Below are 25095 nucleotides of genomic sequence, written 5' to 3'. Positions count from 1 at the left end.
TTCCATGCGCATTCTCCTCGCTGGCTGCGGTTACCTCGGCCTCGCCCTCGGCGCCCGCCTCGCCACCGAAGGCCATCATGTCACCGGCCTCCGCCGCTCCCCCGACGCCGATTCCGTCCTCCGCAAGGCCGGCATCGAACCCTGGATCGCGGACTTCACCCAGGCCGCCTCCCTCGCCTCCCGTACCCCGGACTGGGACTGGGTCGTCCATTGCGGCGCCCCGGACGCCGGCGATCCCGACGCCTACCGCGCCACCTACCTCGAAGGTTCCCGGCAGCTCCTCGCCTGGCTCCGTCCGCGCCCCCCGTCCGCCTACGTCTTCACCGGAAGCACCGCCGTCTACGCCCAGACCGACGGCTCATGGGTCACCGAGGACTCCCCCACCACCCCTGAATCCGCCACCGCCCGCATCCTCCTCGAATCCGAAGGTGTCCTCCGTCAGGCCGCCACCGAAGGGTTCCCCGCCCGGATCCTCCGCATCTCCGGCATCTACGGACCCGGCCGCAACCGCGTCGAGATGCTCCGCCGGGGCGCGCCCTGGCCCTCCGGCGATCCGCAACGCTGGCTGAACATGGTCCACCGTGACGACCTGGTGGAGGCGATCCTCCTCGTCGCCGCACGCGGCGTCCCCGGCAGCCTCTACAACGTCTCCGATCTCACCCCTGTCCGGGCGGAGGCGTTCGAAGCCTGGCTGGCAGAACGTCTCGGCCCGGAATTCCTCCCGAATCGCAGCGCCGCCAGTGCCGCCCGCTCGGCCCGCGGCACCGCCAACCGCCGGATCGACACCGTCCGACTCCGACGCGAACTCGGCTGGCAGCCGCGTTATCCCAGCTTCCGCGAAGGCTACGCCGCCTGGGTGAAGCCCTGAAAGCCACGGGCATCTCCGAGGTGTGGGTGAGGAGGCAGCGAATCGGAGGGATGAGCTCCGCGAGTCCTCCATCCCATCGCTCCGCTCCCCTGAGGCCTTGCAGAGCTCGGCCCTCCGATATCACACCGTCCGTTTCGCAGAATGAATGGCATGCCCAGCGCACGCATGGTAGGCAACGGGCAGCCGGCGGGTCATGGAATCCCTTCCCGTTCCTGCCCGATGGCTCGGGCCTGACGCACGGGCGGGAAGGCGTGCGGCTTTGCCAGCAATAACCCCTGTCAACCCATGGAAAGCCGGCCGGTGCGCCATTCGGATTCGGAGCTGGAGTCGCTCCTCTCAAGCCTCGAATCGGATTGGGTCGAGCGGAAGGAAGCCTGGTCGGGGATGCGCCGGACAAGGGACGCCAGGCCGTGTGCGCCTTTGCCAATGACCTTCCCGGCCATCGGCAGCCCGGCGTTCTTTTCGTCGGGGCCAGGGATGACGGGTCTCCTTCGGGCCTTCCGGTCACCGATGAAATGCTCCGGACGCTCGCGGACATGAAAACGGACGGTCAGATCGTCCCGCCGCCAACCCTGCTGGTCGAGAGACGCATTCTCAGGGGTGCGGCGATGGCCGTCGTGACGGTCCAACCCGCCGACGCGCCGCCCGTCCGTTACCGGGGACGCATCTGGATCCGGGTGGGGCCCCGTCGGGCGATCGCCACGGCCCAAGACGAACGCCTGCTCAACGAACGGCGCCGTCATCGGGACCTGCCTTTCGATTTGCAGCCTGTCTTTTCGGCAAGCCTCTCCGACCTCAACCGTCGATCCTTCGAGGAGGATTACCTCCATGCCGCGTTCGCACCGGATGTCCTTGCCGCCAACGATCGAAGCTACCCTGAGCGCCTTGCTGCCTGTCGCATGATCACCGGAGTGAACGAGCCATTGCCGACCGTGATGGGAATCCTGACCCTTGGCACGCGACCCGAGGATTACATCGCTGGCGCCTTTGTTCAGTTCCTCCGGTTGGATGGGCCACGGCTCAGCGATCCCGTGCGCGACTCCCGACGGATCTCAGGACCCCTCCCATCGATGCTGAGGGAGCTGGATCTCGTCCTCGCCGCACAAACGCGAACCCGGGTGGACATCACTTCAGCTCCCACAGAACGTCGCTCTTCCGACTATCCGCTGCCTGCACTCCGCCAGTTGACCCGTAATGCGGTCATGCATCGCACCTACGAAGCGACCCATGCACCCATCCGAATCCTGTGGTTCACCGATCGCCTTGAAATCCTGAGTCCCGGAGGCCCGTTCGGGTTGGTGACGGTCGAGAACTTTGGCCGTCCAGGACTGGTGGACTACCGCAATCCTGGCGTGGCGGAAGCCATGCGCGTGCTGGGCTTCGTGCAGCGTTTTGGTGTCGGTCTCGCGATTGCCCGTCAGGAACTGTCCGACAACGGCAACCCTCCCATGGAGATCGAGGCCACGGCCCATCACGTCCTTATCTGCCTTCGCCCTGCCCCATGAGCGTTCCCATCGTCACGTTCTTTAACAACAAGGGCGGCGTCGGCAAAACATCGCTCGTCTATCACCTCGCCTGGATGCTCGCGCGACTCGGCAAGCAGGTGGTCGCCCTCGACCTGGATCCACAGGCCAACCTCAGTGCGGCATTCCTCGATGACACCGAAATGGAGCGTATCTGGAACAGCCCGGATGGCCCGGGCACCGTGTTCCAGGCGGTCGAACCGCTTATGCGCGTGGGAGACATCGAGCAACCGGCTCTCCGTGCTCTCAGCGACCGACTTCACCTCGTGGTTGGGGACGTTGCGCTCTCGAGTTTTGAGGAGACGCTCTCAACGAGCTGGCCGGAGAGCATGGGCGATCGCAATCTCTATCGGCCCTTCCGCATTCAGACGGCCTTTTGGCAGATCGCCCAGGGGGCGGCCGAACGCGTCCGGGCAGACCTGATCCTCGCCGATGTCGGGCCGAATCTGGGTGCCATCAACCGTTCTGCGCTCATCGGCTCCGACCACGTGGTGATTCCCCTCGGGGCGGATCTCTACTCGCTTCAAGGCCTCCGAAATCTGGGCCCAACCCTTCGATCCTGGCGCAGTCAGTGGAACAAACGCCTCGACAACTGGCCCCATCCTGACTTCCGACTTCCCCGCGCCGCCATGCACCCTCTCGGCTACGTTGTCCAGCAGGCCAATGTCCGACTGAGCCGTCCCGTAAAGGCCTACGATCGGTGGGTCAATCGCATGCCGGGTGTCTATCGCGAAACCGTCCTCCAGGAGCCGGGCACGGACCTCCCCACCCAAGCGGATCCGCACTGTCTCGCCACACTGAAACATTTCCGAAGTCTGGTTCCCATGGCCCAGGAAGCCCGTCGCCCCCTCTTCGATCTCACCCCGGCTGATGGCGCCATTGGCAGTCATGCCATCGCCGTTCGCGACGCCTACAGCGACTTCGAAGAGCTTGCCCAGCGCATCCTCGCCCGGATGGAGGATGCGGCACCCGGTGCATCCCCAAGTTGTCGGTGAGGAGGCAGTGAATCGGAGGGACGAGCTCCGCGAGTCCACAACCCAAAGCACCCCACCCCTGCGGCCTCGTGGAACTCGGCCCTCCGAGGCGATGCTTCGCGAAGTTCGCGCCTCTACCCACACCTCCGGGATGCACCGTGCAGCACCCGATCCCCAGACCCGCCCCTTGTCAGCGTGACGCGAATCGAGATACTCGGCGCGTCCCGAACCGGCCACCGCGACGAACGTGACGAACGTGACCAACGCATGGCCGCCCAGCCGGGAGCCGGCAACGCAGGGGAACGGAAACCAACAAGCCATGTCAGGTGACGAAGTCTTTGTGGCCGGGGCGTGCGCCGTGGTGGTGGCGGCGAGCACCGGGTTGACCAGCACCGCCTGGATGCCGCCCCTCGCCCTCCGGCGTACGGCAGGCCTCGGACTGGTCCGGCTGGCCATGATCCTCGCCATGGCCTGGCTGCTCCTGGTGCTCATGCGTTACGCCGATCCCAGCGTGCAGGGGATCTACGTGGCGTTCTATCTCCTGATGGGCTTCGCCGCCGTGCGCGGCTTCGGCGTCCTCGCCGCCCGCTTCTTTGGCGTGCGCCTCCGCGTGGACGTCGTCGAGCGGGCCAATCCCGCCGCCGCACGGCTCGCTGCGGCCATGGTGCTGGGAACCGGCATGATCTTCGGAGGCTGCCTCTGGGGCGAAGCGGACCCCACCGGCGACGACGAAGGCGGCTGGTGGATCCCGGTCGGCTTCTTCTTCGCCGGCTGGCTGGCCTGGCTCGGGGCGATGGCGTTGTTCTTCTGGCGGGAACCCGGCCCCACCCGGTTGCGGATTCGCCGCGACCGGCGCCTCCCAGAGGCGCGGGCGGCAGCCATCTACGCCCTGGTGGCAGCCTGGGTCCTGACCGAGGCGGTGGCGGGCGATTTCTACGGATGGCGGCACGGGCTGGTGGCGGTGGGTGGCGTGGCCGTCCTGCTGGGGGTGCGCGAGTTGTTCACCCTCGGACAGAATCGCCTGCTGACCTCGGGCGCCGACGGCGGGCGGGGATGGGAGGGCATCGCCTACATCGGGTCCGGGGTGGCGTTCTATTTCCTCAACCGGATGCTCGAAGGGCGCCTGGCGGAGCTGGCATGAGGACGCAGCCGTGGGGACTCTCGAAGGACGATTTCCGGGAGGTCATCCGGCGGCTGCGTTTCCGGTATCGGAAATGGGATGTGCGGGCGGGCGGACGTTGCCTCGTGCTGCCCGAGTCGCTGGTCCTGACCGTCGAGGAACACCGTCGGGTGGTGGCAACGGTCGAACGGTTCTCGGGGCTGCTGGCCCGCGTGGAACGGCGCCTCGCGAACTCCCGCGAGGCGCTCGAAGGGCTGGGCATTCCCCGTGAATCCATCGAACTGCTGCTCCGCGAACCGGCGGACGGTCCCCTCCAGCTCGCCCGCTACGACCTCTTCCCCTCCACCGACGGACGCTGGTGGGTCTCCGAATTCAACGAGGACGCGCCGGGCGGGTTCAATGAGGCGGTCGGCGTGCCGGAACTCCTCGGCGGCCGGGCGCCGGGCGGACGCTTCCTGGGCGACTTGCGCGGCGCGTTACAGGAGGCGTTTCGCGCATCGCGACGGGTCGCCTTCATCCATGCCACGGGCTACGCCGAGGATCTTCAACACATGCTCGTCGTCCAGGACTGGCTGGCCCAGGCGGGCATCGACGGCGTGCTCTGTTCCCCCGCCCATCTCGAATGGCGGTGGGGACGCCCTTCGTTCCTCGGCAAGTCCGTGGATCATGCGCTGCGATTCTATCCCGGGGAATGGTTCCGCTGGCTGCCTAACCGCGACACCTGGGCCCGTGCCCTGCCCCACCTGCCCATGATGAATCCCCTCCGGCGCCTCATCCGCCAGAGCAAGCGCCTCTTCATCGACTGGGGTGGCGGCGATGGCTGGACCGACGACGACCGCCGCTGGGTCCGGGACCATGCCCCGCTCAGCGAACCCTATCGCCCCGATCAACTCGACCGCTGGGTGGCCGAACGTCCGCGCTGGGTGCTCAAGGAGGCCTTCGGGCGCATGGGCGATTCCGTCGTTCTCGGCGCCATGGTCGGGGAGGCCGAATGGACCCGAGCCCTCACCGAGGCGGCCAAACGGCCCGGGGATTTCCTGATGCAGGAACGGTTCGAGGTGGCGCCAATCGGGTTCGAGGAGGGACCGATGTACCCCGCCCTCGGCGCCTATGTCGTCAACGGCCGCTTCGCCGGTTACTACAGCCGCGTCGCCGCCCAACCCATCACCACTCACGAAGCCTATCATGTGGCAACCCTGGTCGAAGATACTTGAGGCCCTCGGGCGGTTCCGGATCCCCTTCGGACCGTCCCGCGCGGCGGTGACGGTCGGACAACCCGGCGCCACGGACGCCCAGGGCGGTTCCGAATGGATGCGGTATCGCTCCGGCGAGGCGCTCTGCGATGTCTGGGGGCCGCTGCCCGAAACCCCCTGGGAATGCTTTCACTGCGTCCCCCTCTTCGCATCGCTCGATGCCCTCGACCGGGTCGGCACCGACAAGGGCGCCCGCAACGAACCCTGGCCCACCGCCCCCGAGCAGGCGGCCCATCTCGAATTGCCGCCCCACCTCGACACCGCGTGCCAGGGTGAACCCTTGGGGGACGACTGGGTCCGGTCCGGCGTCTGGGTGATCCTCGACCTCGCCGGGTATCCATCCATTGCCCTCGCCGCGCGTCTGGTCGCCGCCGGGTATCAGCCGGTCTGCACCTTCAACCACTGGCCGCATCCGCAGGGCCTGATCCGGGCGGAAAACCTTCTCGCCGGCCTGCTCCGCTTCGCGCCCGTGATCTCCGCCGTGCGCCATCGCCTGAGCCCCGCCAGTCCACCGGTCTGGATTTGCGACCGGGATCGCCTGGGTCAGCGGCCCGCCCGGCCCCGCGAATTCGACAACCGGTACTACCTCGACGACGCCTCCCTTCCCGGCCCGGAGACGCTGCGCCGCGCCGGCATCCGGCACCTCGTCTGCATCGTGCCCGAACGGTCCTCCACCCCGATGGCCGATCTCCGCGCCTACTTCGCGGGACTGCGGAAGGAAGGCTTCACCGAAATCCACGGCGCCGCCCTGAGCGACCCCGACCTGACCCCGTTCGATCTCCGCGCCGCCCCCGAGGACGAAACCTTCAAGGATGCCGAGTACCAGCGCTCCGCCTCCGGCGGCTTCGGCCGCCTCATCCCGGAACCCTCCTCGGGCGGCGGTTGAAGATCGGAATGGGGGCCGCCAGGGTCACATCTCTGATTTTGACAATTGGAAACTGTCCAACCGCAGTGCGCAGGCAATTGTCAAAATCAGAGATGTGACCCTGGGGTCCGGAATCTGTTGGTCAGGGTCTGTCCGACGGCTTAGACATGCCCTAAATGGATTCGATCACCGCACTGTACCGGGCGTGTGCTCCGGATGAGGCGCTCAAGGGCGGCGATGAGCGATGGGTGGACTGCGATGAGGCCAGGGGCAGTCATGTGGTCACACTTCTTGCACGGGCCCTCCGGCGCGCAGATCCGGCAAGGCCCGAATTCAAACTCTTCACCGGGCACCGAGGGATTGGAAAGAGCACCGAACTCTTTCGCCTCAAGCATCTGCTGGAGAACCCGCACCGGAACGAGTCCCGGTATTGTGTGATCTACATGGACGCCACGCAGCACCTCGACATCGCCGACCTGGACTCCCCCGATCTGGCGGTGATGATGGCTTCACAGGTCCAGGACCAGTTGCAGCAGCAGAAGATCCCGGGATTTTCGCCGGTCACTGTACTCTTCGAACAGGTCTGGGATGCCTTCCGTGCAACGTTGAAATCGGAACCGAACGTCCAGAAGTTGGATGTCAGTGCTGGATTACTGAAACTCACAACCGAGATCAAGGGCTCCCCCACCGCCCGACAAAAACTCCGTCAGGCCATCGAACTTCAGACCACGACCCTTCGCCAGGCCACCAACGACCTTCTCAGGACCGCCGCACAGGCCTTGCAGGCTGCCAATCTGGGAGGACTGGTGCTGATTGTCGATGGCCTCGACAAGCTGCCGACCGACCGGCACGAGCGGATCTTCTGCGATCGATGCGATCAGTTGGTGAACTACCAGGCGAGCATCGTGTACGCCGTGCCCATCTCCCTCGCCTACGGGCCTCGCTTCGCCGAAACGCGTCAGACGTTTGGCGAGGACTGCGTTCCCGTACCCATGTTGCGCATGGAGGAACCAGCCACCGGCCTGACCACGATGGAGGAGATGATTCGCAAGCGCTGCCAAGCCGCGGGTGTTGATCCGGAGCACGTCTTCGACAGTCCGCAGACCCGGCAGTACCTGTGCAGACAGACCGGTGGACACACACGCCATCTCTTCGCCTTTCTGCAGGCGACCCTGAACCGTGTCGATGCCTTCCCGGTGCGACAAACCGACGTCGAGGCGGCCATCCGCGACTATTCGGATAGCCTGGCGCGTGAGATTCCCGCCGAGTGTTGGAAGTGGCTGCGCATGTTCCGTAGCGGCCGACTCGACCGCCTGCCGGCGGAACTGCCCGATCCCCTTCGCCGCAGCATGCTGCACTGGCTGTATATCTTCGAGTATCGCAATGGCGAGCCGTACTACAACGTGAACCCGGTGATCCGGAATCTTTCCAACTTCACGCCATCGTGAGCACTACGGGCACGAAGACCGGCGCGGATGCCATGCGGGTCCTTCGTCGCGCGGTCACCCGGGCCGAGGGCTTCGCGTTGCATCTGGCGATCTGCAATCACCCGGCGGCGCGGGCCGACTGGATCGCCGCGTTGGCCGAGTCCCTGCCCGGCCATCTCGCCCGTGTCATTCCCCTGGACGCCCAAACCGAGGATGCCTTGGAAGTCGTGCTGGCACGGAGCCGCGATACCGACCCTGGCAACCCATCCGTCACCCTCGATGCCACTGTGCTCATGGTGGTGGACCTGGAACTGGCGGTGCCTTCCAACGGCAGCCGGCTCCAGGCGATCCACAACTTGAATCTGCGCCGGTCCGAATGGCGCGACAGGATCAGGTGTCCGGTGGTGTTCTGGGTGCCAGAATACCTCGCCGCTCTTTGCACGCGGGAAGCCCCGGACTTCTTCGATTGGCGGCGGGAGACGATCCGGTTTCCCGATCATGCGATGGACCGACACGGCGTGATTCCAGAGGAGATTCGCGGGACGGACAGTTCTCTGCCTCCGGCTGACTTCAGGTTGCGTCGCCTCCAGGAGCTGGAATCCAGACTTCGCCTCCCCGCCGGAGCGCCGTCGGCCGGGCAGGTCCTCCGGCATGTCGAATGGCAGGGTGAGGCGGCCGGGCACGAAATCTTCCTGGGCCGCCGGGATTCCGCCAGGGCCCGTATTGCCGAGGTCACCCGACAATGCCGTCAGGCGGGCCTGGACGCCCCCCTGGCCCGGCTCAGCGCCGAGTGGGGCAATGCCCTGGCCCAGACAGGCGACCTGGCAGGGGCACACAGCGCCTATCGGGAGTCCCTGGAGGTGAGTCAACGGCAGGCGGCCGCGGACCCGGACAGCATGGTCTGGCAGCGGAACGTGAGCGTCGGGCAGATGAAGATCGGTGACGTGCTCCAAGCCCAGGGGGATTCAGATGGGGCGCTGGCCGCGTATCGGAAGGGATTTGAAGTCTTTCAGCGGCTGGCGGCGGCGGACCCTGCCAATGCACTCTGGCGACGAGACGTGAGCGTCAGTCAGGAACGAATTGGTGGGCTGATGTTCGATCAGGGGGACTTGGCCGGCGCCATGGCCGCATGTCAGAACGCGCTGGAACTGAGTCGGCAACTGGCGGCGGAGAATCCAGGGAACCCGGTCTGGCAGCGGGACCTGAGTGTCAGCCTGGACAAGTTGGGCGATGTGCTGCACGCGCAAGGTGATTTCGACGGGGCGATGGCAGCCTATCGGGAGGCGCTGGCGATCAGTCAGAAACTGGCAGAGGGCGACCCGGGCAACCCGGTCTGGCAGCGGGATGGAAGTGTCGGCCTGAACAAGGTGGGCGACGTGCTGCGTGCCCGGGGAGACCTGATCGGAGCGGAAGCGGCCTATCGGGAGGCCCTTGCCGTGAGGCAGCGGCTCATGGCCGAAGACCCTGACAATGCGGTCTGGAAGAGGGACGTGGCCATTTCGTGCGAACGCCTTGGAGACCTGGCGCAACTGCGTGGCGACCGTGCCGAATCGATCCTGGCGTACACCCGTGCGCTGGACCTCTTCCGGCCCCTGGTTCAAGCGGATCCAACCAACGCGGCATTGGCGCGAGGTCCAACCTACGAATTGTACCAGTTGGCCGAACTGTTTGCCGGTGATGGAATGACGGAAAAGGCGCTGGCATGCGCTGAAGAGGCCTTGGCCATTCGCCAGCGCCTGAGCCAGCTCGATCCCGCCCATCCGCCGAAGCGACACGACGTGGCCCTGAGCCGCGCCCAGGTCGCCCGACTGCGGCAGACGCCGGCATCGCCGACCCCTACCCCCGGTGCCACCCATCCGGCGACCGCCGGCATCCCATGATCTGGATCCTGTGTTGAGGGTAGCCAGGCTCGTTCATTGCGCTGGCTCTCCTGTTTCACGGTTGCTTCCCCAATCCCCTGGGTTCCCCCGGTAACCAGGGCACGTTTGCCGGCGAACTCCTTCGGGTCGCAAATGGTTCGGTCTGCACTCATGGCGTTTGTATTCAGGTTCCCGGGTCATTCCGCGATGAAGTCGTAAAACAGCAGTCGTTGAGAAAGCGGAAGGAAGGTCTCCTGCGCGGCCTTCTCGTGGACCGGATGCCTGGCGTAGCGGTCCATGGCCGCTTTGTCCTCGAACTGGATGATGAGGCAGATGTCGAAGGAGGAATCAACGTACGGACTTGTGCTGGGAGGCGACTGGCCAACCGAGATGGATTGGACTTCGGGTATCGCGCCCGCGAACCCATGCGCCGCAGAGATGATCCTCTGGCGGTGCTCCACGTTGCCCGGCTCCTTCAACCAGACGAGGCCGATGTGATGGAACCTTCCGGGCGTCGCCACCTGGCGGGCAGTGCCACATCCGAGAATCATGGGCACCGCCGCCAGCGCCAGCGCCACGAGCATCCGATGGGGGTTCTTGCAGGTTCGTTCACGCATGCGAAGAACCTAGCTCGCGGCGCTGACAACCCTGTGTCAGGAGCCTTCAACTTCCTGTTCGTGATGCAACGCCGCATGACGGGCTGCCTCCACCAGCGACGAACGCAATGCCTCCGGGGCGATGACGGAGGCATTCCGCCCCAGGGAGAGAAGCCATCCCACCAAGGGCTCCCACTCGACGGCTGCCAACGTCAGGATCACGCCCCCTGGCGTTGGGCATTCCTCGACAATCCCCGGCCACCATTCGCGTTTCGCCCGGTCGGCAGCGGACGGTGTGAACCGGACTCGTGCTCTCAACGCCGGTTGGGGCATGGATCGAACATAATCGCGGAGGGAGAACTCCTCCTTCGGTGCAAAGGTCTGGCTCGACAGGGTAACCTTGTCCATTCGGTCCGTCCGAAAATCACGGAGGCTCCGGCGGGTCCGGCACCATGCGATGAGGTGCCAGCGTTCGAGGTAACGGATGAGGCCCAGGGGTTCGACTGTCCGTTTCGTTGGCTCCGATTGGCTTGGAGCCTGGTAGGTGAACTGCAGGACCCTCAGTTCCGCCAATGCCCGCTGGAGGAGACCGAGACCGGCTTGCTCGGGCGCATTGACCGTGGCCGTCAAGGTCATCGCCCGTTCCAGTCGAATGGCACGGTCCTGTTGTTCGCGGGGCAGGATGGCCCGGACCTTCGCCAGAGCCGACTGCATCTGCGGGCGAACCGAGGCATCGGTGAGATGTCCGACCAGCATGCCCCCCGTGACCAGGGCATTGGCCTCCTCCGCCGTGAAGTTCACCGGCGGAAGGTGAAATCCCGGCCGCAGAGTGTAGCCGACGCCCGCTTCGGCAACGATGGGAACCCCGATCTCGCCCAGGGCAGCGAGGTCGCGGTAGATGGTCCGCAGGCTCAACTCGAAGTGCCGCGCCATCTGATCGGCGGTGGTGACACGGCGGGATTGCAGGAAAAGGAGCAGGGCGAGCAACCGATCCACCCGATTCATGTCAGGACTCTACCAAGGCCATCGCCCGGCAACCAGCAGGGGGTTGTAAGGGGATTAACGGGTTCGTTCTCAGGGCTAAAACGACGCCGAAGTGGATCCGGGGAGCGACGCTGGCGCGCTGCGCTCCTCGACGTCCGAGGCGTCCGGTTCGAGGGCTGTCGCGATCACGCGCTCGGTGACGTCCGCAAGGTACTGACGGAGAACCTGGCTCAATTCCTGGAACTCTGGCCAGAGCACCTCATCGACGAACTTTTTTGGGACCCGGGCCATGACTGTGGTGTGTCGTTGTCGTGGGTACCGATAGGGGCGAATCTGGTACCGTCGCAACAGGGCGACAAGAAGGCGATGGGACCAATGGTCGGCCACCTTGAAGCTGTACTCGACCGGGGCTTCCTCCGACTGGAGTTGACGCAGGCGATTGCGGATGCGGTCACGTGCCGCCGCCGCCGCATCCCGCTCGCCGGCCGTGGCGGCCCCGGAATGCAGGGCTTCGATCAGTGCCAGTTTCTCCAACAGTTGTCGCTCATCCATGACTTCGTCCGGCGACGATTACCCACTGGCCAGCTCCGTGCGAGCACATCGATTGCACCGGGGTCACATCTCCAATTTTGACAATTGGAATGAACTCAGCCGCAGGGCCGGTGCAAGTGTCAAAATCAGAGATGTGACCCCGTTCCCCGTCTCGGAGGGCCGAGTTCCACGAGGCCGCAACGGTGTGGAGCGTTGGGTTGTGGACTCGCAGAGCTCGTCCCTCCGGTTCGCTGCCTTCTCACCCGCAACTCCGGGATGCACCGCCAGAGCGCGGTTCGGCGGAAAGGCGGTTGATTGGGGGACCCCATCGGCGTCATAAACGCCGCTCCCATGAATCCACCTCCATCCCCAGGGATCGCCCGGCGACAGTTCCTTCGTCGTGCCGGATGCGGCGTCGCGCTTTTCAACATCCTGCCCGGAGTTCGTGTCGGGGGCGCGGACGGGCTTCCGGTGGGCGAGAAGCTGAATCTCGCGGGCGTCGGAATCGGCAGCCGCGGCGGGGCCGTGATCGATGAGGCGGCGTCGCTGGGACACAACATCGTCGCCTTGTGCGACGTGGACGAGAACTACGCCGGAAAGCAGTTCGAGAAGTATCCGAAAGCGCGCCGGTTCACCGACTACCGCGTGATGCTGGACCGGATGGGCCCGGGGGTGGACGGGGTGGTGATCGGGACACCGGACCACACGCATGCGGTGATCGCCATGGAGGCCATGCGACGGGGCAGACATGTGTACTGCGAGAAGCCGCTGGCCCATTCCGTGGGCGAGGTTCACCGGCTGATGGCGACCGCGCAGGAGCATAAAGTGGTCACCCAACTGGGGAACCAGGGGAATTCCAGCAACAGCATCCGCCGGGTGTGCGAGTGGATCTGGGCGGGCGCCATCGGCAAGGTGCATACCGTCCATGCCGGGTGCGACGCCTTTCCGCAGGTGTACTGCCAGATTCCCAACCTGCCGAAATTGCAGGAGCGCCCTCCTGTCCCGGCCGGGCTGGATTACGAACTCTGGGTGGGACCGGCCCAGTTCCGGCCTTACTCGCCGTTGTGGGTGCACTGGAACTGGCGGGGCTGGCTTCCCTTTGGCGGCGGCGCGGTCGGTGACTGGATCTGCCATGTCGTGGACCCCGCCTTCTGGGCGCTGGACCTCGGCGCTCCCTCCAGCATCCGCGCGGAGGCGGTGGACTACGATCTCGCGACCCAGGGCCTGACCTACCCTCCCGGCACGAGGATCACCTATGAGTTTCCCGCCAAGGCGGATCGCGGCCCCGTGCAACTGGTCTGGCATGATGGCCGGACGCGCATTCCCCGGCCCCCCGGGCTTGCCGCCGATCATCCCGTCCCCGGCACGGGAGCCATCCTCCACGGTGACCAAGGGATGATCGTCCATGGTTCCCACGGCGGCGGGAATGCCGTCCTGCTGCCCGAAGACCTGATGGAACAGTACTCGGGCAGCCGGGCGCCGGCGGAGAGAGTTCCCAGGGTGCGCGGCCACGTCTGGGACTGGGCCGAGGCCATCCGGACCGGCCGGCCGGCGGGATCCCGGTTTGCCTACGGCGGCCCCCTCACCGACCTCGGATTGCTTGGGTTGATCGCGCTGCGGTTCCCCGGGGAGAAACTCCTGTGGGATGGCGACGCCCTGCAGTTCAAGAACCACGCCGCCGCCACCACGCTGGTGAACCCCCCTTATCGGGCGGGCTGGACCCTCTGACCGACGCGGGAACCCGCTCAACCGACCTTGGCGCCATTGCCCTGGGCCTGTTCCAAGAGCGGGCCCCCTCGTGGGCAACGAAGGTTTAGCCGTATCCATGCAGTAAGCCACGGCGCCATGTCGGCAGGAGGCCGCCCGGGGTCATGACCCCAGGGTCGTCTTTCGAGGAAGACGCCCATGTTGACCCCTTGCTGCGGTGGCATCGACAACCCTAGGATCGGGCGGTGGTCCGTCAGGGATCACACCAGACGAGAATCGAATGGGCCTTCGACAGTGCCTTCCGGTTCTTTCCTGTCGAACCCGACCCTGAGTTGGGATGGCGCCTGAATTTCTGGGATGCCGCAGTGAACAAGGTTCTGGCCTTTGCTGGGCGAGCCGAAATTCGCGACTGGATCGACGTCCTCCACCTTCATCAACACCATCTTCACCTGGGTGCTCTGGCTTGGGCCGGCACCGGCAAGGATCCGGGTCTCTCACCCGAAGCCATTGTCCACTGGGCCGGTCGGCACGCGGTCTATCGTCCGGAGGACCTCGCCGACCTTGCCTTGGAGGTGCCCCTGCGTCTTGCCGAACTCAAGGACACCTGGCTTGAAGCCTCCATGGCCGCCCTCGAAATCATTGCCAAACTGCCTCCTAAGAGCCTGTCTGAAAACTGGAAGGGGCCCTGCGACGAGGAGTTTTGGCCTGGGCCAAGGCGGCGAGGCCGGCGCATCCCCGCAGCGGGCTGTAACGGTCGAGCCAACGCAGGCCCAGGCCGAAAGGACCGTCGCCCGAAGGGTTGTCGCGGAAAAGGCCGGCTGGCTTCGTGGCTCCTCGGTCACAGACCGCTGGCGGGTATGCTCCCTCCTCGCGCCTCGCCATCCGGTCTTTTCCGCGACAACAGGGCCCCTCCCAGTTTTCAGACAGGCTCTAAAGAAGTCGGTTGTCTTTATCTGGATGAGAAGGGCGCACCCGTGAATCCCAACCCGGTGTTAAACACGTTCCCAACACTGATTCGCCACTTTGGCTCCATCAGGGGTGCTTGGCCCACGATACTGCCCCCTCGAATGTAGACACTTGCGATTGGAACGGCAGACCCCGGGCGACAGCCGGCTTGGCCGGGTGATATCTCAAGCGGAGCGCGCACAGCCTTGTCCGCGGGGTGCAGGTCGGAGGGGGGAAGAGCGGACAGGCCTGTCCGCGCTCCTGCATGGGGTGGGGTGCAGTGCGAGGGGAGGCGGGGAGGGCCGCTTCCAGGGAGCCTGCCATGCAGCGGCCAACTGGACCTGTGTCGGACGGACCCAGGGACCGGATCGCAACGACCGGTTCAATCGATACGACCGGCCGCAGAAGCAACTCATGGAGCTGCTGCCCCATCCATCCCAGCTCAACTGCGACGAAACCGGCCACAAGGACAACGGCCGGCCCTACTGGATCGGGTCAGAATCCTGTGAACGGTTACGACGGAACGCCCTTCTTCCTTCAACTCGAGATCCGTTGAGGCGCAGGAGGGAAGGCACGGTGCGGCCACCGGGGAGATCGGTGCTGACGCCGGCTACCCAACGATGTTGAAGCGGGTACGGCTGGGTTCGATTGGGGGCCGGGACCCGGTGGCCACACCGGATGTGCCAGCGCTCGAACCTGAAGAACGCCGTCAGGGTTCCTTATTGGTTGGAGCGCGTCGGCATGGGGTATTAACGTCCCCACATCGCATGGCGGAAGATCGGATCGAGCCCGGCGCTGCAACGTTCGCCACCACCCATTGGAGTGCCGTTGTGGCCGCAGGGGACTTGGCCAGTGAGCGATGTCGGGCCGCCCTGGACGGGCTGTGTCGGGCCTATTGGTTTCCGCTCTATGCCTTTCTCCGTCGCAAGGGTCTCTCACCCGAGGAGGCGCAGGATCTGACCCAGTCGTTTCTCGCGGACTTCCTCGCCCGCAATCAGCTGTCGCGGGCAGATCGCACGCTGGGACGGTTCCGGTCCTTCCTGCTCGCGTCGATCGAGAACTTTCTGCACAACGAGCGGCGGCGGCGGTCGGCCCAGAAGCGGGGTGGCGGGCAGTTGCCGATCTCGCTGGACACGGTCAGCGCCGAGGCACGCTTCGGGGCCGGGGCGGCCGAACCCGAAACCCCGGCGACCGCCTACGACCGGCATTGGGCCAGAGCCCTGATCGAGCGGGTCATGGAGCGACTGCAAGGCGAGTGGGAAGCCCAGGGGCGCGGCGCCCTCTTCCATGAGTTCCACCAGCACTTGTGGGGCGATGCGACCTCTGTGCCGTACGCGGAGCTGTGCGCCCGGTTCGATCTGACACCCGTGAATTTGCGGGTCACCTTCCATCGCTTCCGGCAACGCTACCGGGAACTGCTCCGGGAAACCGTCGCAGAAACCGTTGCCACCGAAGCCGAGGTCGAGGATGAGGTCCGCTTCCTCATGCGCGTGGTCAGCCGCTGAAACCGGCCTCACCGTGGGTCCGCCGTGTAACATTTGCCGCCGGGCGGGTCACTACTCATCGTCGGAAACGCGGATCGAATGACGTGGCACCCCTTCCCCCACAGCCCCTGACCTGCCGGACCTGCGGCCATCCGGTCACGGGTGTGGCGGGCGATGTCTGCCTGGCCTGCCGCTTGCGTCCGGGGCTCCCAATGGCTGGCGAGGTCTTTGCGCAATTCCTGGCCCGTCAACCTCAGGCCGGGCCGGAGGGCTTTGCGGCCCTCTGCGCGGCCTATCCCGAACTGGCGAAGGAACTGCGTCGCTTGCATGAGGCTGCCGGCCTGGGCGGCCAGCCCCGGCCTCAAACGCCTCCCTCATGCGGGGACACCACGGCCGACCCGGACGTGGAACCTGGCGCCTCAAAACCTCCTCGAACCCCGGTCGTGGAACCTTCCCGGGGTGGGCGCTACGAAATCCGGGGCGTGGTTGCCCGCGGTGGCATGGGAGTGATCTACGCCGTGCTGGATCGCGAGCTCAACCGCCAGATCGCCATGAAGGTCATCGGCACGAATCTGGCCGGCACGGAACCGGTCTCGCTCGATTCGCTGCCTCCCGCCTGGGTGGACCGCTTCGTGGAAGAGGCCCAGATCACCGCCCAGCTCGATCATCCGCACATCGTGCCGGTGCATGAGATCGGCGTCGACCCGCACGGCCGCATCTACTTCACCATGAAGCTGGTGAAGGGGCGCGCGCTCAACGAGATCTTCGCTCTCGCCCGGGACCGGCTCGAGGGATGGACCCTCCTTCGTGCCGTCCACGTCATCGTCCAAGCCTGCCAGGCCGTCGCACACGCACACGAACACCGGGTGATCCACCGCGACCTCAAACCCCAGAACATTCTCGTCGCCCGACTCGGCGAGGTCTATGTGATGGACTGGGGCCTCGCGCGGCGACTGGATCGTGGCGATCTGTACAACCTCCGCCCGTCCGACCGATCCAAAACCCCGGCCTCCCCATCCCCTCAGCCGGGATCTGCCGGCGCCGAATCCGCGGCGAACCAGGGTTCCCCTTTGCTCACCGTGGACGGAACGGTCCTGGGAACCCCGGCCTACATGTCGCCCGAACATGCCGAAGGCCGGATCGAGGACATCGGGCCCGCCTCCGATGTCTATTCGCTCGGCGCCATCCTCTACGAGCTGCTGACCGGTCACCCCCCCTTCCTCGGTTCCGGCCAGGCCCGGACCCCGAAGGCGGTGATCGAGGCCGTGCGATCCGGCCCGCCGGATCCTCTCGGCGTGGCGGCGCGACACCAACCCGCCGAGCTGCTGGCAATCTGCAGCAAGGCCATGAACCGGAAGGCCCCCGCCCGTTACCCGAGCGCCACCGAACTCGCCGAGGATCTCCAGGCCTGGATCGAAGGTCGCGTGGTGCGCGCCCACCGGACCGGTGCGCTGGCCGAACTGAAGGCATGGATTCTCCGGAACCGGCTCGCCGCGTTCAGCCAGGCGGCGGCGGCCATGGTGATCGTCGGCATCCTGCTCGCCGTCGCCGCCCACCAGCATCGCACCAATCGCCAACTGTCGGCCCAAGTCTACGCCGCCACCACAGCCGAAGCGACCCTCCAGCTCGAAGCCGGACGCCACGCCGCCTCCGCCCGGTTGCTCGCTAATTGCCGCCCCGAACTGCGGGGTTGGGAATGGTGGCATCTCCGGACGTGGGCGCACTCCTGGCGTTCCATTCCCCTCTGTCAGGAACCGGCCGGCCTCACCGCGGTCGCCGCAAACGCAGGTCAGGGTTGGTTCGTGACCGCCGGCGAACACCAACCCTTGCGCCTCCGGTCCTTGTCCGACGGCAGGGAACGCCGAACGCTGGGGCTCACCAACGCCGCCTTCCTGGCGGTCAGCCCCGCCGGAACCGTCCTGGCCGCGGCCACCCGGAACGGCGAGGTGACGGTGTGGCAGATGCCCGCCGGCGAACTCCGGGCACAGTGGACCACGACCTCCCCGATCCGGGCCTTGGCGCTGTCACCCGACGAAATCTGGCTTGGGGTCGCCACCGGCGATGGCCAGGCTCAGGTCTGGACGCTCCAAGGACGCCAGGAAGCCGGGACCTCTGTCGCCGTTCCCATCACCGACCTGGACTTCACCGGGGCGGCCACGCTGATCCTGGGCGACGACGCCGGCGGGCTGTGGCGCTGGGAACCGGGTTCCAATCCCCTCCTCGATCGCTTGGGACACCAGCCCGCCCACGTGATTGCCGTGGCGGCGAATCCCTCGAAACCCCAGGTGGTCAGCACCGGACGCCGCCTCGCGGGAGGCTCCGGACTGCGCCTGTGGAACGTGGAGGCCCGATCGAGCCACGATCTGTTCGTACCGGCGGGGCTGTCCGAATTCTGGAGCACGGCGTTCGATGCGACCGGACGCCGCCTGCTCGCGTGTGCCTACTTCGGACAGGTGGTCATCACCGACGTGGACACAGGACGCCTTGACGCCGTCATCGCCCTCGACGGGCGTTCGGAGGCCGGGGCTGTGTTCCTCGACGACAGTCCGGCCATTCTGACTTGGGCCGCCAGCGGCGAAGTGCTTCGCCTGGAACGTCCTCACCCGGATCACCTGCGGTTGACCGGACCGCCGGGCCAGTTGCGAACTCTTCGGTTCACGCCCGATCGGCTACGTCTGCGGGTAGCCAGCCTCGCGGGTGAACTCCTCGAATGGGACCTCCACTCGGCCTCGCTCACCCGCCGCATCCAGTTCGACAACACGTTGATTAACGCGATCGCCCAGACGGCCGATGCAAGCCGGCTCTACGCCGCTGGGACCGCCGGCCGACTTCATGGCGTCAACGCCGCTTCCGGCGAGGTCGAGTTCCAGACGGACACTGCAGACGGTCAGCCTGCCATCTGGTGGCTCGATCTCAGCCCGGACGAGCGCCGCCTCGTCGCCGGTTGCACCGACGGCACCTTGCGGGTCCTGGACATTGCAACCCGCCGGTGGACCCGCCTTCCCATCCCCGCCCATGCCCGCGAGGTCGAAGGCGTGCGCTTCTCCGCCAATGGGTCCCTCCTGGCCTCCTGCAGCAACGATGGCTCCGTTGCCCTCTGGCGCACCGACAACTGGTCCAACGCCTGGCGGCAAACGAACGTCTCCAGCACCACCCGCTGCCTGGCGTTCAGCCCGGACGGCACCCGGCTGGTTCATGGAGCCGGGGATGGCGCCACCCATGTGCGCTACGTCCGCGACGGCGCTCTGGCGCTTCCACCCCTGACCGGCCACGACGGAAGGGTCCTGGCCGCCACGTACAGTCCCGACGGCACCCGCATCTTCACGGGCGGCACCGACGGCACCATGCGTGTCTGGAACGCCGGAACCGGCCAATTACTCCTCAGCCTCCAGGTCACGACCCAGAGCCCGGTCTGGGACGTCGCCGTCAGCCGCGACGGCACCCACGTCGCCGCCTCCGACGGCGAGGGCACCGTCACCGTCTGGTTTGGGGCGCCATCGGCACCCTGACGCCCAGAGAACCGCCGCCGCCCGCTCTCGAAGTTCCGCCGTCACGGTTCCTGTAACAGATCGAAACTTCCCGGTTAATGAGAGGTGGGCGGCCCGGACACGAAGGGGCCTGCACGGTCTCGGGCTGCGCCTCATCCTGTGCAGCCTGGTCCGTGCAGCCTGGTTCGCGCCCAACCCCGTTGCCTTGAGCATCCCGCTGTCATTGCGATTGTCCTCCTGCCGCCGTCGGAGCACCCTCGTCCATCTCCAGAAAGAGGTCCGAAGAAACGCCGTTCCTTCGTGGGCCAGCGCCAGCTCCAAACCCCAAAAGAGAAAAGAACCATGTCCCAATCGACCGAACCCCAGCCATCCTCGGTTAAGCCCTACCCCGGGTGGAAGGAAGGACTACCCAGCAGGCCGCAGTTCGGCATTCTGTCGAAACTCCACGGCACCTGGGTGAACTGGAAGGGCGGCCCGACCGGGCTGCACACCACACCCATGCCATCGCCCGGCACCTCCTCGGAAACCATCTTTGGCGTCTTTCACTTCAAGTCCCAGGAGTACCGCGAGCACCTCAAGTTCACCCAAGTCAACGCCCCGGTCCGCAACCGTGCAGGATCCAACGAACAGTTCAACGGTGCCGTGAAGTACGAAACGGCGATCATCGACAACGAGAACGTCCTCCAGCACTTCGAAAATGGAATGTACCTCTGGCTGGGCGACAACCAGATGCCCTGGGATCCCACGAGCCCCTTCCAAAACCCACGGAATCTGTTCAGCCACCCGTCGGATCCGGAATCCGTGAAGACGGACGCCGCCGAGCCTGTGCTGGGTCCCGGGGCACTCGGCCCACAGTTTGTGCCGCCTCATACCATCTCACGTTCCGGCGTGATTCCCCATGGCACGACCATCCACTTGACCGGCAATGTGACCGAATCCGACATCAAGAACCAGGCGCCCGCCGTTGCCGATCTCTGGGAGCCCCAATACCTGGCCGTGTCGCCCACCATGGGGATCAACCCCGCCAAGGACCTGATCCCAGGATCACGCGACAAGCCGGACTGGACCAAACTGCCCCGCGAAGACCAGGCAGACGGCGGGGTGAATAGCGGGCGGGCCTACTTCCAACAGATCTTCAACTATGACCAGTTCGGAGCCAGGTTCCCCTACACGGTTCAGCCCAACCTGAAGTTGATCGATGCCAATGCCGGCCTGCGCTTCAAAAGATACGACATGATCCAGCTCGATTCACGCCATGACACAGGGGTTCAAGGCGCCACCGTCAACAACGTGATGATTGAACGCTACTGCCGTGTCACCCGGATGCGCCTCCGTATGTGGTTGGAGGAGATCTTCGAGGAGGAGACCGGCGACGTCATCGACCAGTTGCAGTACGAGCAGATCGTGGACTTCGAGTTCATGTTTGGCTCGAATGGCGGCACGACGCAGTGGCCCCACATCCAGGTCAACACCCTGCGACGCGAGAAGGACATTCCACCCGCAAAGCGCCTGCCGCCGATCCAGCTCCCGACCGAAGCCGCTCACGAAGCAGTGGGGGGACCGGAGCCTCTCGTCTGCCCGATGAAGCACACGCGTGCCTGAACCCAGTCCGAGGGGTCGCCTGGTCACCTGACGTCCGAGGCAGCCTGCTGCCCGGGGCAGGGAGTCCTCCGGCCGACTCCACCACCGCAATCTCAAGGAACCCGTCCATGTCACACTTCACCAGCGCTGAACTCTCCCACACTCAACCCATCCCCAAGACGGTGGGCACCCTCGTGGTGGGCGCCGGCATGTCGGGCCTCTATTCCGCGTGGCGCATTCTCCAGAATGAGCCGGGGGCGGAAATTTTGATCTTCGACCGCTCCAACCGCACGGGCGGAAGACTCGATTCGGACCTGATCCACTTCGGGGAACACGAAACCGTGAAGGAGGAGGAAGGCGGCATGCGCTTCACCTTCGACCTGATGGACAACCTCATGAGCCTGCTGCTGATCTTCGGACTCGACAAGCAGGTCGTGCCGTTTCCCATGAGCGGCTCGGGCACGAACCGGCTGTGTTTCCGCGGGAGAAGCTTCACTCTGGAGGAGTCGCAGGCGAACAACTACGAAATCTGGAGCCGCCTCTATCACCTGGCGCCCTCCGAACAAGGCATCAATCCTGGATCCATCGTTGACACGATCTTCAACAGAATCCTGGCTGCCAACCCCCAGTTCACCGAACGGCCCGAACTGAAGTCGCCCGAGTTCTGGCAGAGGTTCCGCCTGGAATGCAGCTGGAAGGGCGTCCCGCTGATCGACTGGTCGCTGTGGAACCTCTGCACGGACATGGGCTACTCCGGGGAGTGCATCCAGATGATGTATGGGCTGGCTGGATTCAACGGCACCTTCCTCTCCCGAATGAACGCAGGCGAGGCCTACCAGTTACTCGAGGACTTCCCCGCAAATCCAGACTTTCATACCCTGGAAGACGGGTTCAGCACCCTTCCGAACGCGCTCGTCCAGGCAATCGGGAAGGAACACATCCACCTGAATACAAAGGTGGACAGCATTGTGAGCCGCGATCAGGACGGGTACGTGGTGCAATACGCGCGTGGAGACGGCAAGGGAGGAAGCCACACGGGCACGATCAAGGCCAGGAAGCTGATTCTGGCGTTGCCGAGGCTTCCCCTCGAGCAGCTGTTCTGGACGTCACCGGTGCTGAATGCGCAGCCGGACGGCAGGGCCGCAAAGCTGTGGGACACACTCCAGACAACCACCAACCAGGCGCTGCTGAAGATCAACCTGTACTATGATCGGGCCTGGTGGGGGGACGGTCTGAGCGGGCGGGAGGCGGTGGGCTATGGCCCTAACTTCTCGGACCTGCCCCTCGGCTCCGTGTACCCATTCTACGCAATCGATGAAGAGGCCTACGCGGCGCTCGAGTACTCCTGCGTGCTGCAGGCGCGACACGAGCAGCCCACCCAGGACATGGCCCGGAAACTGAGAAACATCGCTGAGAAAAAGTACAACGCCCCGGCCGCGCTGACCATCTACTGCGATTACATGAACATCAACTACTGGAAGGCGCTTCAGGAGAATGGGGAAAAATTCGATTCGCCGATGCAGCAGAAATACAGGATGAAAGTGCCCCAGACGCTGTTTGCGGCCTCCGAAAACGTCGTGGAGGCGGCCACGGGCTTCTTCCGGCAGCTGTTCAACACCCACTACGTCCCAAGACCGGTCCTCACGAGTGCACGAATATGGGATGGATCCCGAATGAGCCAGGTTCCACCCAGCGAAAACTTCGATTACGGCGTACACCAGTGGGGTCTGCATGCGAAAGACGACGAGGTGATCGCCTATCTGACCCAGCCGCTCGAAGACCTGTATGTGTGCGGCGAAGCGTTCTCGGACTACCAGGGATGGGTGGAGGGCGCCCTGCGGTCCGCAGACCGCATCCTCGCCAGGGGCTTTGGGATGAAGCCGATTGCGGAGGTTTATGAAGAGGAGCACAAGATCAGTCCTTCGGCGCAGATGAAGGCTTCCTATCAACAGCGGGCGACGGCAATGATCCGGAAATACATCGATCCGAATTTCACGACCCATCCCGCGATCGGTGAACGGAGGCCCCGGACGGGTTACGCCGTTTCGTTGAGCTACTTCGACCAGAGGTGACCGTCAGCCGCAGGAAACCACCATGCGCTGGACGCTCGCCCAATATCTCAAGACCAGGCTGGAACAGATGGGCCTCGACCGCCTGTTCGGAGTCGCCGGGAACTATACCGCCCCGCTGCTGAACACGATTCTGGCAGACAGGAAATCGCCCATCCTCATCACCCACAATGCCAATGAACTGTGCGCCGGATATGCCTGTGATGCCTATGCGCGGCTCAAGGGCGTCGGGGCGTTGCACGTGACCTACAGCGTTGGGGCGTTCACCCTGCTCAACACGATTGCAGGGTCGTATGCCGAACAGGTACCGTTGCTCCTGATCAATGGGGCCCCGACCCACAAGGAAAACCTGGTCGAGCAGAACGCCGGGCTGCTTTACGCCCACACCACCGGTGACAGGATGACCGATATCAATGTTTTCCGTCCGGTGACGGTCGCCGCCGAGCGGATCTCCGACGCGCATCGCGGCACCTTTCAGATTGACTCGGCGCTCACCGCGATGCTGACTCATAAGAGACCTGTCTATCTGGAGATCACGGAGGATTGCTGGCGCGCCCCGTGCCAGGCCCCGGTTGGACGCTTGCGCTCGGGCGCGAAGGCCACGATTGCGATCAGCCAGACGAAGCAGGCGGTGGCGGCGGCCATGACTCTGATCCGCAGCACGAGGAAATCCATTTTCTGGGCCGGGATCGAGTTGCAGAGATACTCGCTGACAAAGCAGTTCCTGAAACTTCTTGATTCGGTCAATGAAAACGTGCCGCCCGGGAAGGATCCGGTTCAGTTCGTGACCACGCCGCTGAGCAAGTCGGTGGTGTCGGAGGATCACCGGTATTTCGGAGGCTGTGTGACTCTTTCAAACGCGGAAATTCAGAAGCTGCTGGGAACCGATGGGTGCGTGATCGGTCTGGGGGCATGGACGACCGGAAAAGACACGGGCAACGAGAACATCCGGGGCCCAAACAGCATCCTGGCCGCGCACAACGGTGTGTGGGTTGGTGCGGACTTCTTCCCAGTCGTGAGCCTGGAGGCGTTCATCAACTCGCTGCGCCTCGCCCTCCTCGCGTCGGCAAAGGCGGGCGACGGCCCGCAGCTCCAGGGTCTGCGGATTCCCCGCCGGCCGCTGGCGGCTGGAAAGGCGCCGGCTGTGGATTCGGGCCTGACCTATGACTCGTTCTTCTCGGCGCTCAACGCATGGATCGGTAAGGACGATGTCGTGGTGGTGGATGCGGGCTTTCCCCTGGTGGGTGCCCAAGGCCTGAAGATCGTGGCGCAGGACGGCTTTGTGGCCCAGGCTTCATGGCTGGCAATCGGCTACTCCGTGGCGGCAGGGACGGGCGTCAAGTGCGCCAAGCCCGATAAGCGGGCGGTTGTGATCGTCGGCGACGGGGCATTCCACGAGACCTGCCAGGCGGTGTCAGATCACCACGCGAACGGCCAGAACACGGTCGTGTTTGTGCTGGTCAACGGGCTCTACGGCATTGAACAGAACATCGTGAACCCGAATCCGTTCCGGTCGCCAGCGGTGCAGTACAAAGACAAAATGCTCGATACGGTCTATCCATACAACGTCCTGCCCCGTTGGAGATACGACAGGATCCCCGAAGTGTTCGGCGGCATCGGGCGGAAAGCCGGCAATGCGGACCAGCTGAAGGCGATCCTTCACGAGATTCGGGCGACTCCCGGCAGCAATTTCGTGGTCGAGATAACGGTCCCCGAATTGGATATCCCTGGCGCAATCCGGGCCGGAATCGAAACCGATGTTGGCGAGGATGAGATAGAAAATCCAGGCTGGCCGCCGGTTGGTGTTTACTAGATTACCCA

At 65.1% G+C, this 25095-nt stretch carries 17 protein-coding genes and 1 pseudogene; 14 read left to right on the top strand and 4 right to left on the bottom strand.

Going from position 1 to position 25095, the window contains the following annotated elements; translation table 11 throughout:
* Nucleotides 1–4: 4 nt before the first annotated feature.
* The 8 genes and pseudogenes from KF833_01915 (at nucleotide 5) to KF833_01880 (ending at nucleotide 9910) form a co-directional block, all read left to right on the top strand.
* Complete coding sequence (locus KF833_01915) at nucleotides 5–868, top strand: SDR family oxidoreductase (protein ID MBX3744041.1); 864 nt, start codon at nucleotides 5–7, stop codon at nucleotides 866–868.
* A 285-nt stretch (nucleotides 869–1153) separates the two neighbouring features.
* Nucleotides 1154–2373 (top strand): annotated as a pseudogene (locus tag KF833_01910) (putative DNA binding domain-containing protein).
* Nucleotides 2370–3386: a ParA family protein gene (locus KF833_01905; protein ID MBX3744040.1), complete on the top strand. Its 1017-nt coding sequence runs from the start codon at nucleotides 2370–2372 to the stop codon at nucleotides 3384–3386. The pseudogene KF833_01910 and the gene KF833_01905 overlap by 4 nt, the downstream one beginning before the upstream one ends.
* 298 nt (nucleotides 3387–3684) lie before the next feature.
* Nucleotides 3685–4506, top strand: coding sequence for a hypothetical protein (locus KF833_01900; GenBank protein ID MBX3744039.1), 822 nt, complete (start codon nucleotides 3685–3687; stop codon nucleotides 4504–4506).
* Nucleotides 4503–5699 carry a glutathionylspermidine synthase family protein gene (locus KF833_01895; protein ID MBX3744038.1) on the top strand — a complete coding sequence of 399 codons (1197 nt, stop codon included), beginning with the start codon at nucleotides 4503–4505 and terminating at the stop codon, nucleotides 5697–5699. Before KF833_01900 ends, KF833_01895 begins: the two co-directional genes overlap by 4 nt.
* Entirely contained in the window at nucleotides 5671–6624 is a 954-nt protein-coding gene (locus KF833_01890) for a hypothetical protein (GenBank protein ID MBX3744037.1), read from the top strand. The genes KF833_01895 and KF833_01890 overlap by 29 nt, the downstream gene beginning before the upstream one ends.
* A 155-nt stretch (nucleotides 6625–6779) precedes the next feature.
* Nucleotides 6780–8051 (top strand): ATP-binding protein, encoded by a 1272-nt coding sequence (locus KF833_01885; GenBank protein MBX3744036.1) that lies wholly within the window; start codon nucleotides 6780–6782, stop codon nucleotides 8049–8051.
* Nucleotides 8048–9910, top strand: coding sequence for a tetratricopeptide repeat protein (locus KF833_01880; GenBank protein MBX3744035.1), 1863 nt, complete (start codon nucleotides 8048–8050; stop codon nucleotides 9908–9910). Before KF833_01885 ends, KF833_01880 begins: the two co-directional genes overlap by 4 nt.
* A gap of 176 nt (nucleotides 9911–10086) precedes the next feature.
* Here KF833_01880 and KF833_01875 read toward each other — a convergent pair whose 3' ends face one another.
* The 3 genes from KF833_01875 to KF833_01865 all read right to left on the bottom strand — a co-directional run bounded on the left by KF833_01875 (nucleotide 10087) and on the right by KF833_01865 (nucleotide 12021).
* Nucleotides 10087–10473 (bottom strand): Dabb family protein, encoded by a 387-nt coding sequence (locus KF833_01875; GenBank protein MBX3744034.1) that lies wholly within the window; start codon nucleotides 10471–10473, stop codon nucleotides 10087–10089.
* Between the two features lie 69 nt (nucleotides 10474–10542).
* On the bottom strand, nucleotides 10543–11490 hold the full coding sequence (locus KF833_01870; GenBank protein MBX3744033.1) for a YafY family transcriptional regulator: 948 nt from the start codon (nucleotides 11488–11490) through the stop codon (nucleotides 10543–10545).
* A 75-nt stretch (nucleotides 11491–11565) separates the two neighbouring features.
* Nucleotides 11566–12021, bottom strand: a complete 456-nt coding sequence (locus tag KF833_01865) for a hypothetical protein (protein ID MBX3744032.1) — start codon at nucleotides 12019–12021, stop codon at nucleotides 11566–11568.
* A 330-nt stretch (nucleotides 12022–12351) separates the two neighbouring features.
* Here KF833_01865 and KF833_01860 point away from each other — a divergent pair, with 330 nt between their 5' ends.
* Entirely contained in the window at nucleotides 12352–13728 is a 1377-nt protein-coding gene (locus KF833_01860) for a Gfo/Idh/MocA family oxidoreductase (protein ID MBX3744031.1), read from the top strand.
* Nucleotides 13729–13967: 239 nt separating this feature from the next.
* On the opposite strand, the gene KF833_01855 is transcribed toward KF833_01860, so the two are convergent.
* A complete protein-coding gene (locus KF833_01855; GenBank protein MBX3744030.1) occupies nucleotides 13968–14156 on the bottom strand; it encodes a hypothetical protein in 189 nt (62 codons plus the stop codon).
* 1263 nt (nucleotides 14157–15419) lie between these two features.
* Here KF833_01855 and KF833_01850 point away from each other — a divergent pair.
* From KF833_01850 to KF833_01830, 5 genes are all read left to right on the top strand, one after another.
* On the top strand, nucleotides 15420–16157 hold the full coding sequence (locus tag KF833_01850) for a sigma-70 family RNA polymerase sigma factor (GenBank protein MBX3744029.1): 738 nt from the start codon (nucleotides 15420–15422) through the stop codon (nucleotides 16155–16157).
* A 422-nt stretch (nucleotides 16158–16579) separates the two neighbouring features.
* Entirely contained in the window at nucleotides 16580–19645 is a 3066-nt protein-coding gene (locus KF833_01845; protein ID MBX3744028.1) for a protein kinase, read from the top strand.
* A gap of 321 nt (nucleotides 19646–19966) precedes the next feature.
* Entirely contained in the window at nucleotides 19967–21226 is a 1260-nt protein-coding gene (locus KF833_01840; GenBank protein MBX3744027.1) for a hypothetical protein, read from the top strand.
* A 107-nt stretch (nucleotides 21227–21333) separates the two neighbouring features.
* The gene (locus KF833_01835; GenBank protein MBX3744026.1) at nucleotides 21334–23277 is read left to right on the top strand and encodes an FAD-dependent oxidoreductase; all 1944 of its coding nucleotides are present in this window, start codon (nucleotides 21334–21336) and stop codon (nucleotides 23275–23277) included.
* A 22-nt stretch (nucleotides 23278–23299) separates the two neighbouring features.
* Nucleotides 23300–25087 carry an alpha-keto acid decarboxylase family protein gene (locus KF833_01830; protein MBX3744025.1) on the top strand — a complete coding sequence of 596 codons (1788 nt, stop codon included), beginning with the start codon at nucleotides 23300–23302 and terminating at the stop codon, nucleotides 25085–25087.
* The last annotated feature ends 8 nt before the right edge of the window (nucleotides 25088–25095 follow it).

It is taken from the genome of Verrucomicrobiia bacterium, assembly GCA_019634625.1.
Lineage (GTDB): Bacteria > Verrucomicrobiota > Verrucomicrobiia > Limisphaerales > CAIMTB01 > CAIMTB01.
This window is presented reverse-complemented; position numbering and strand designations above follow the sequence as displayed.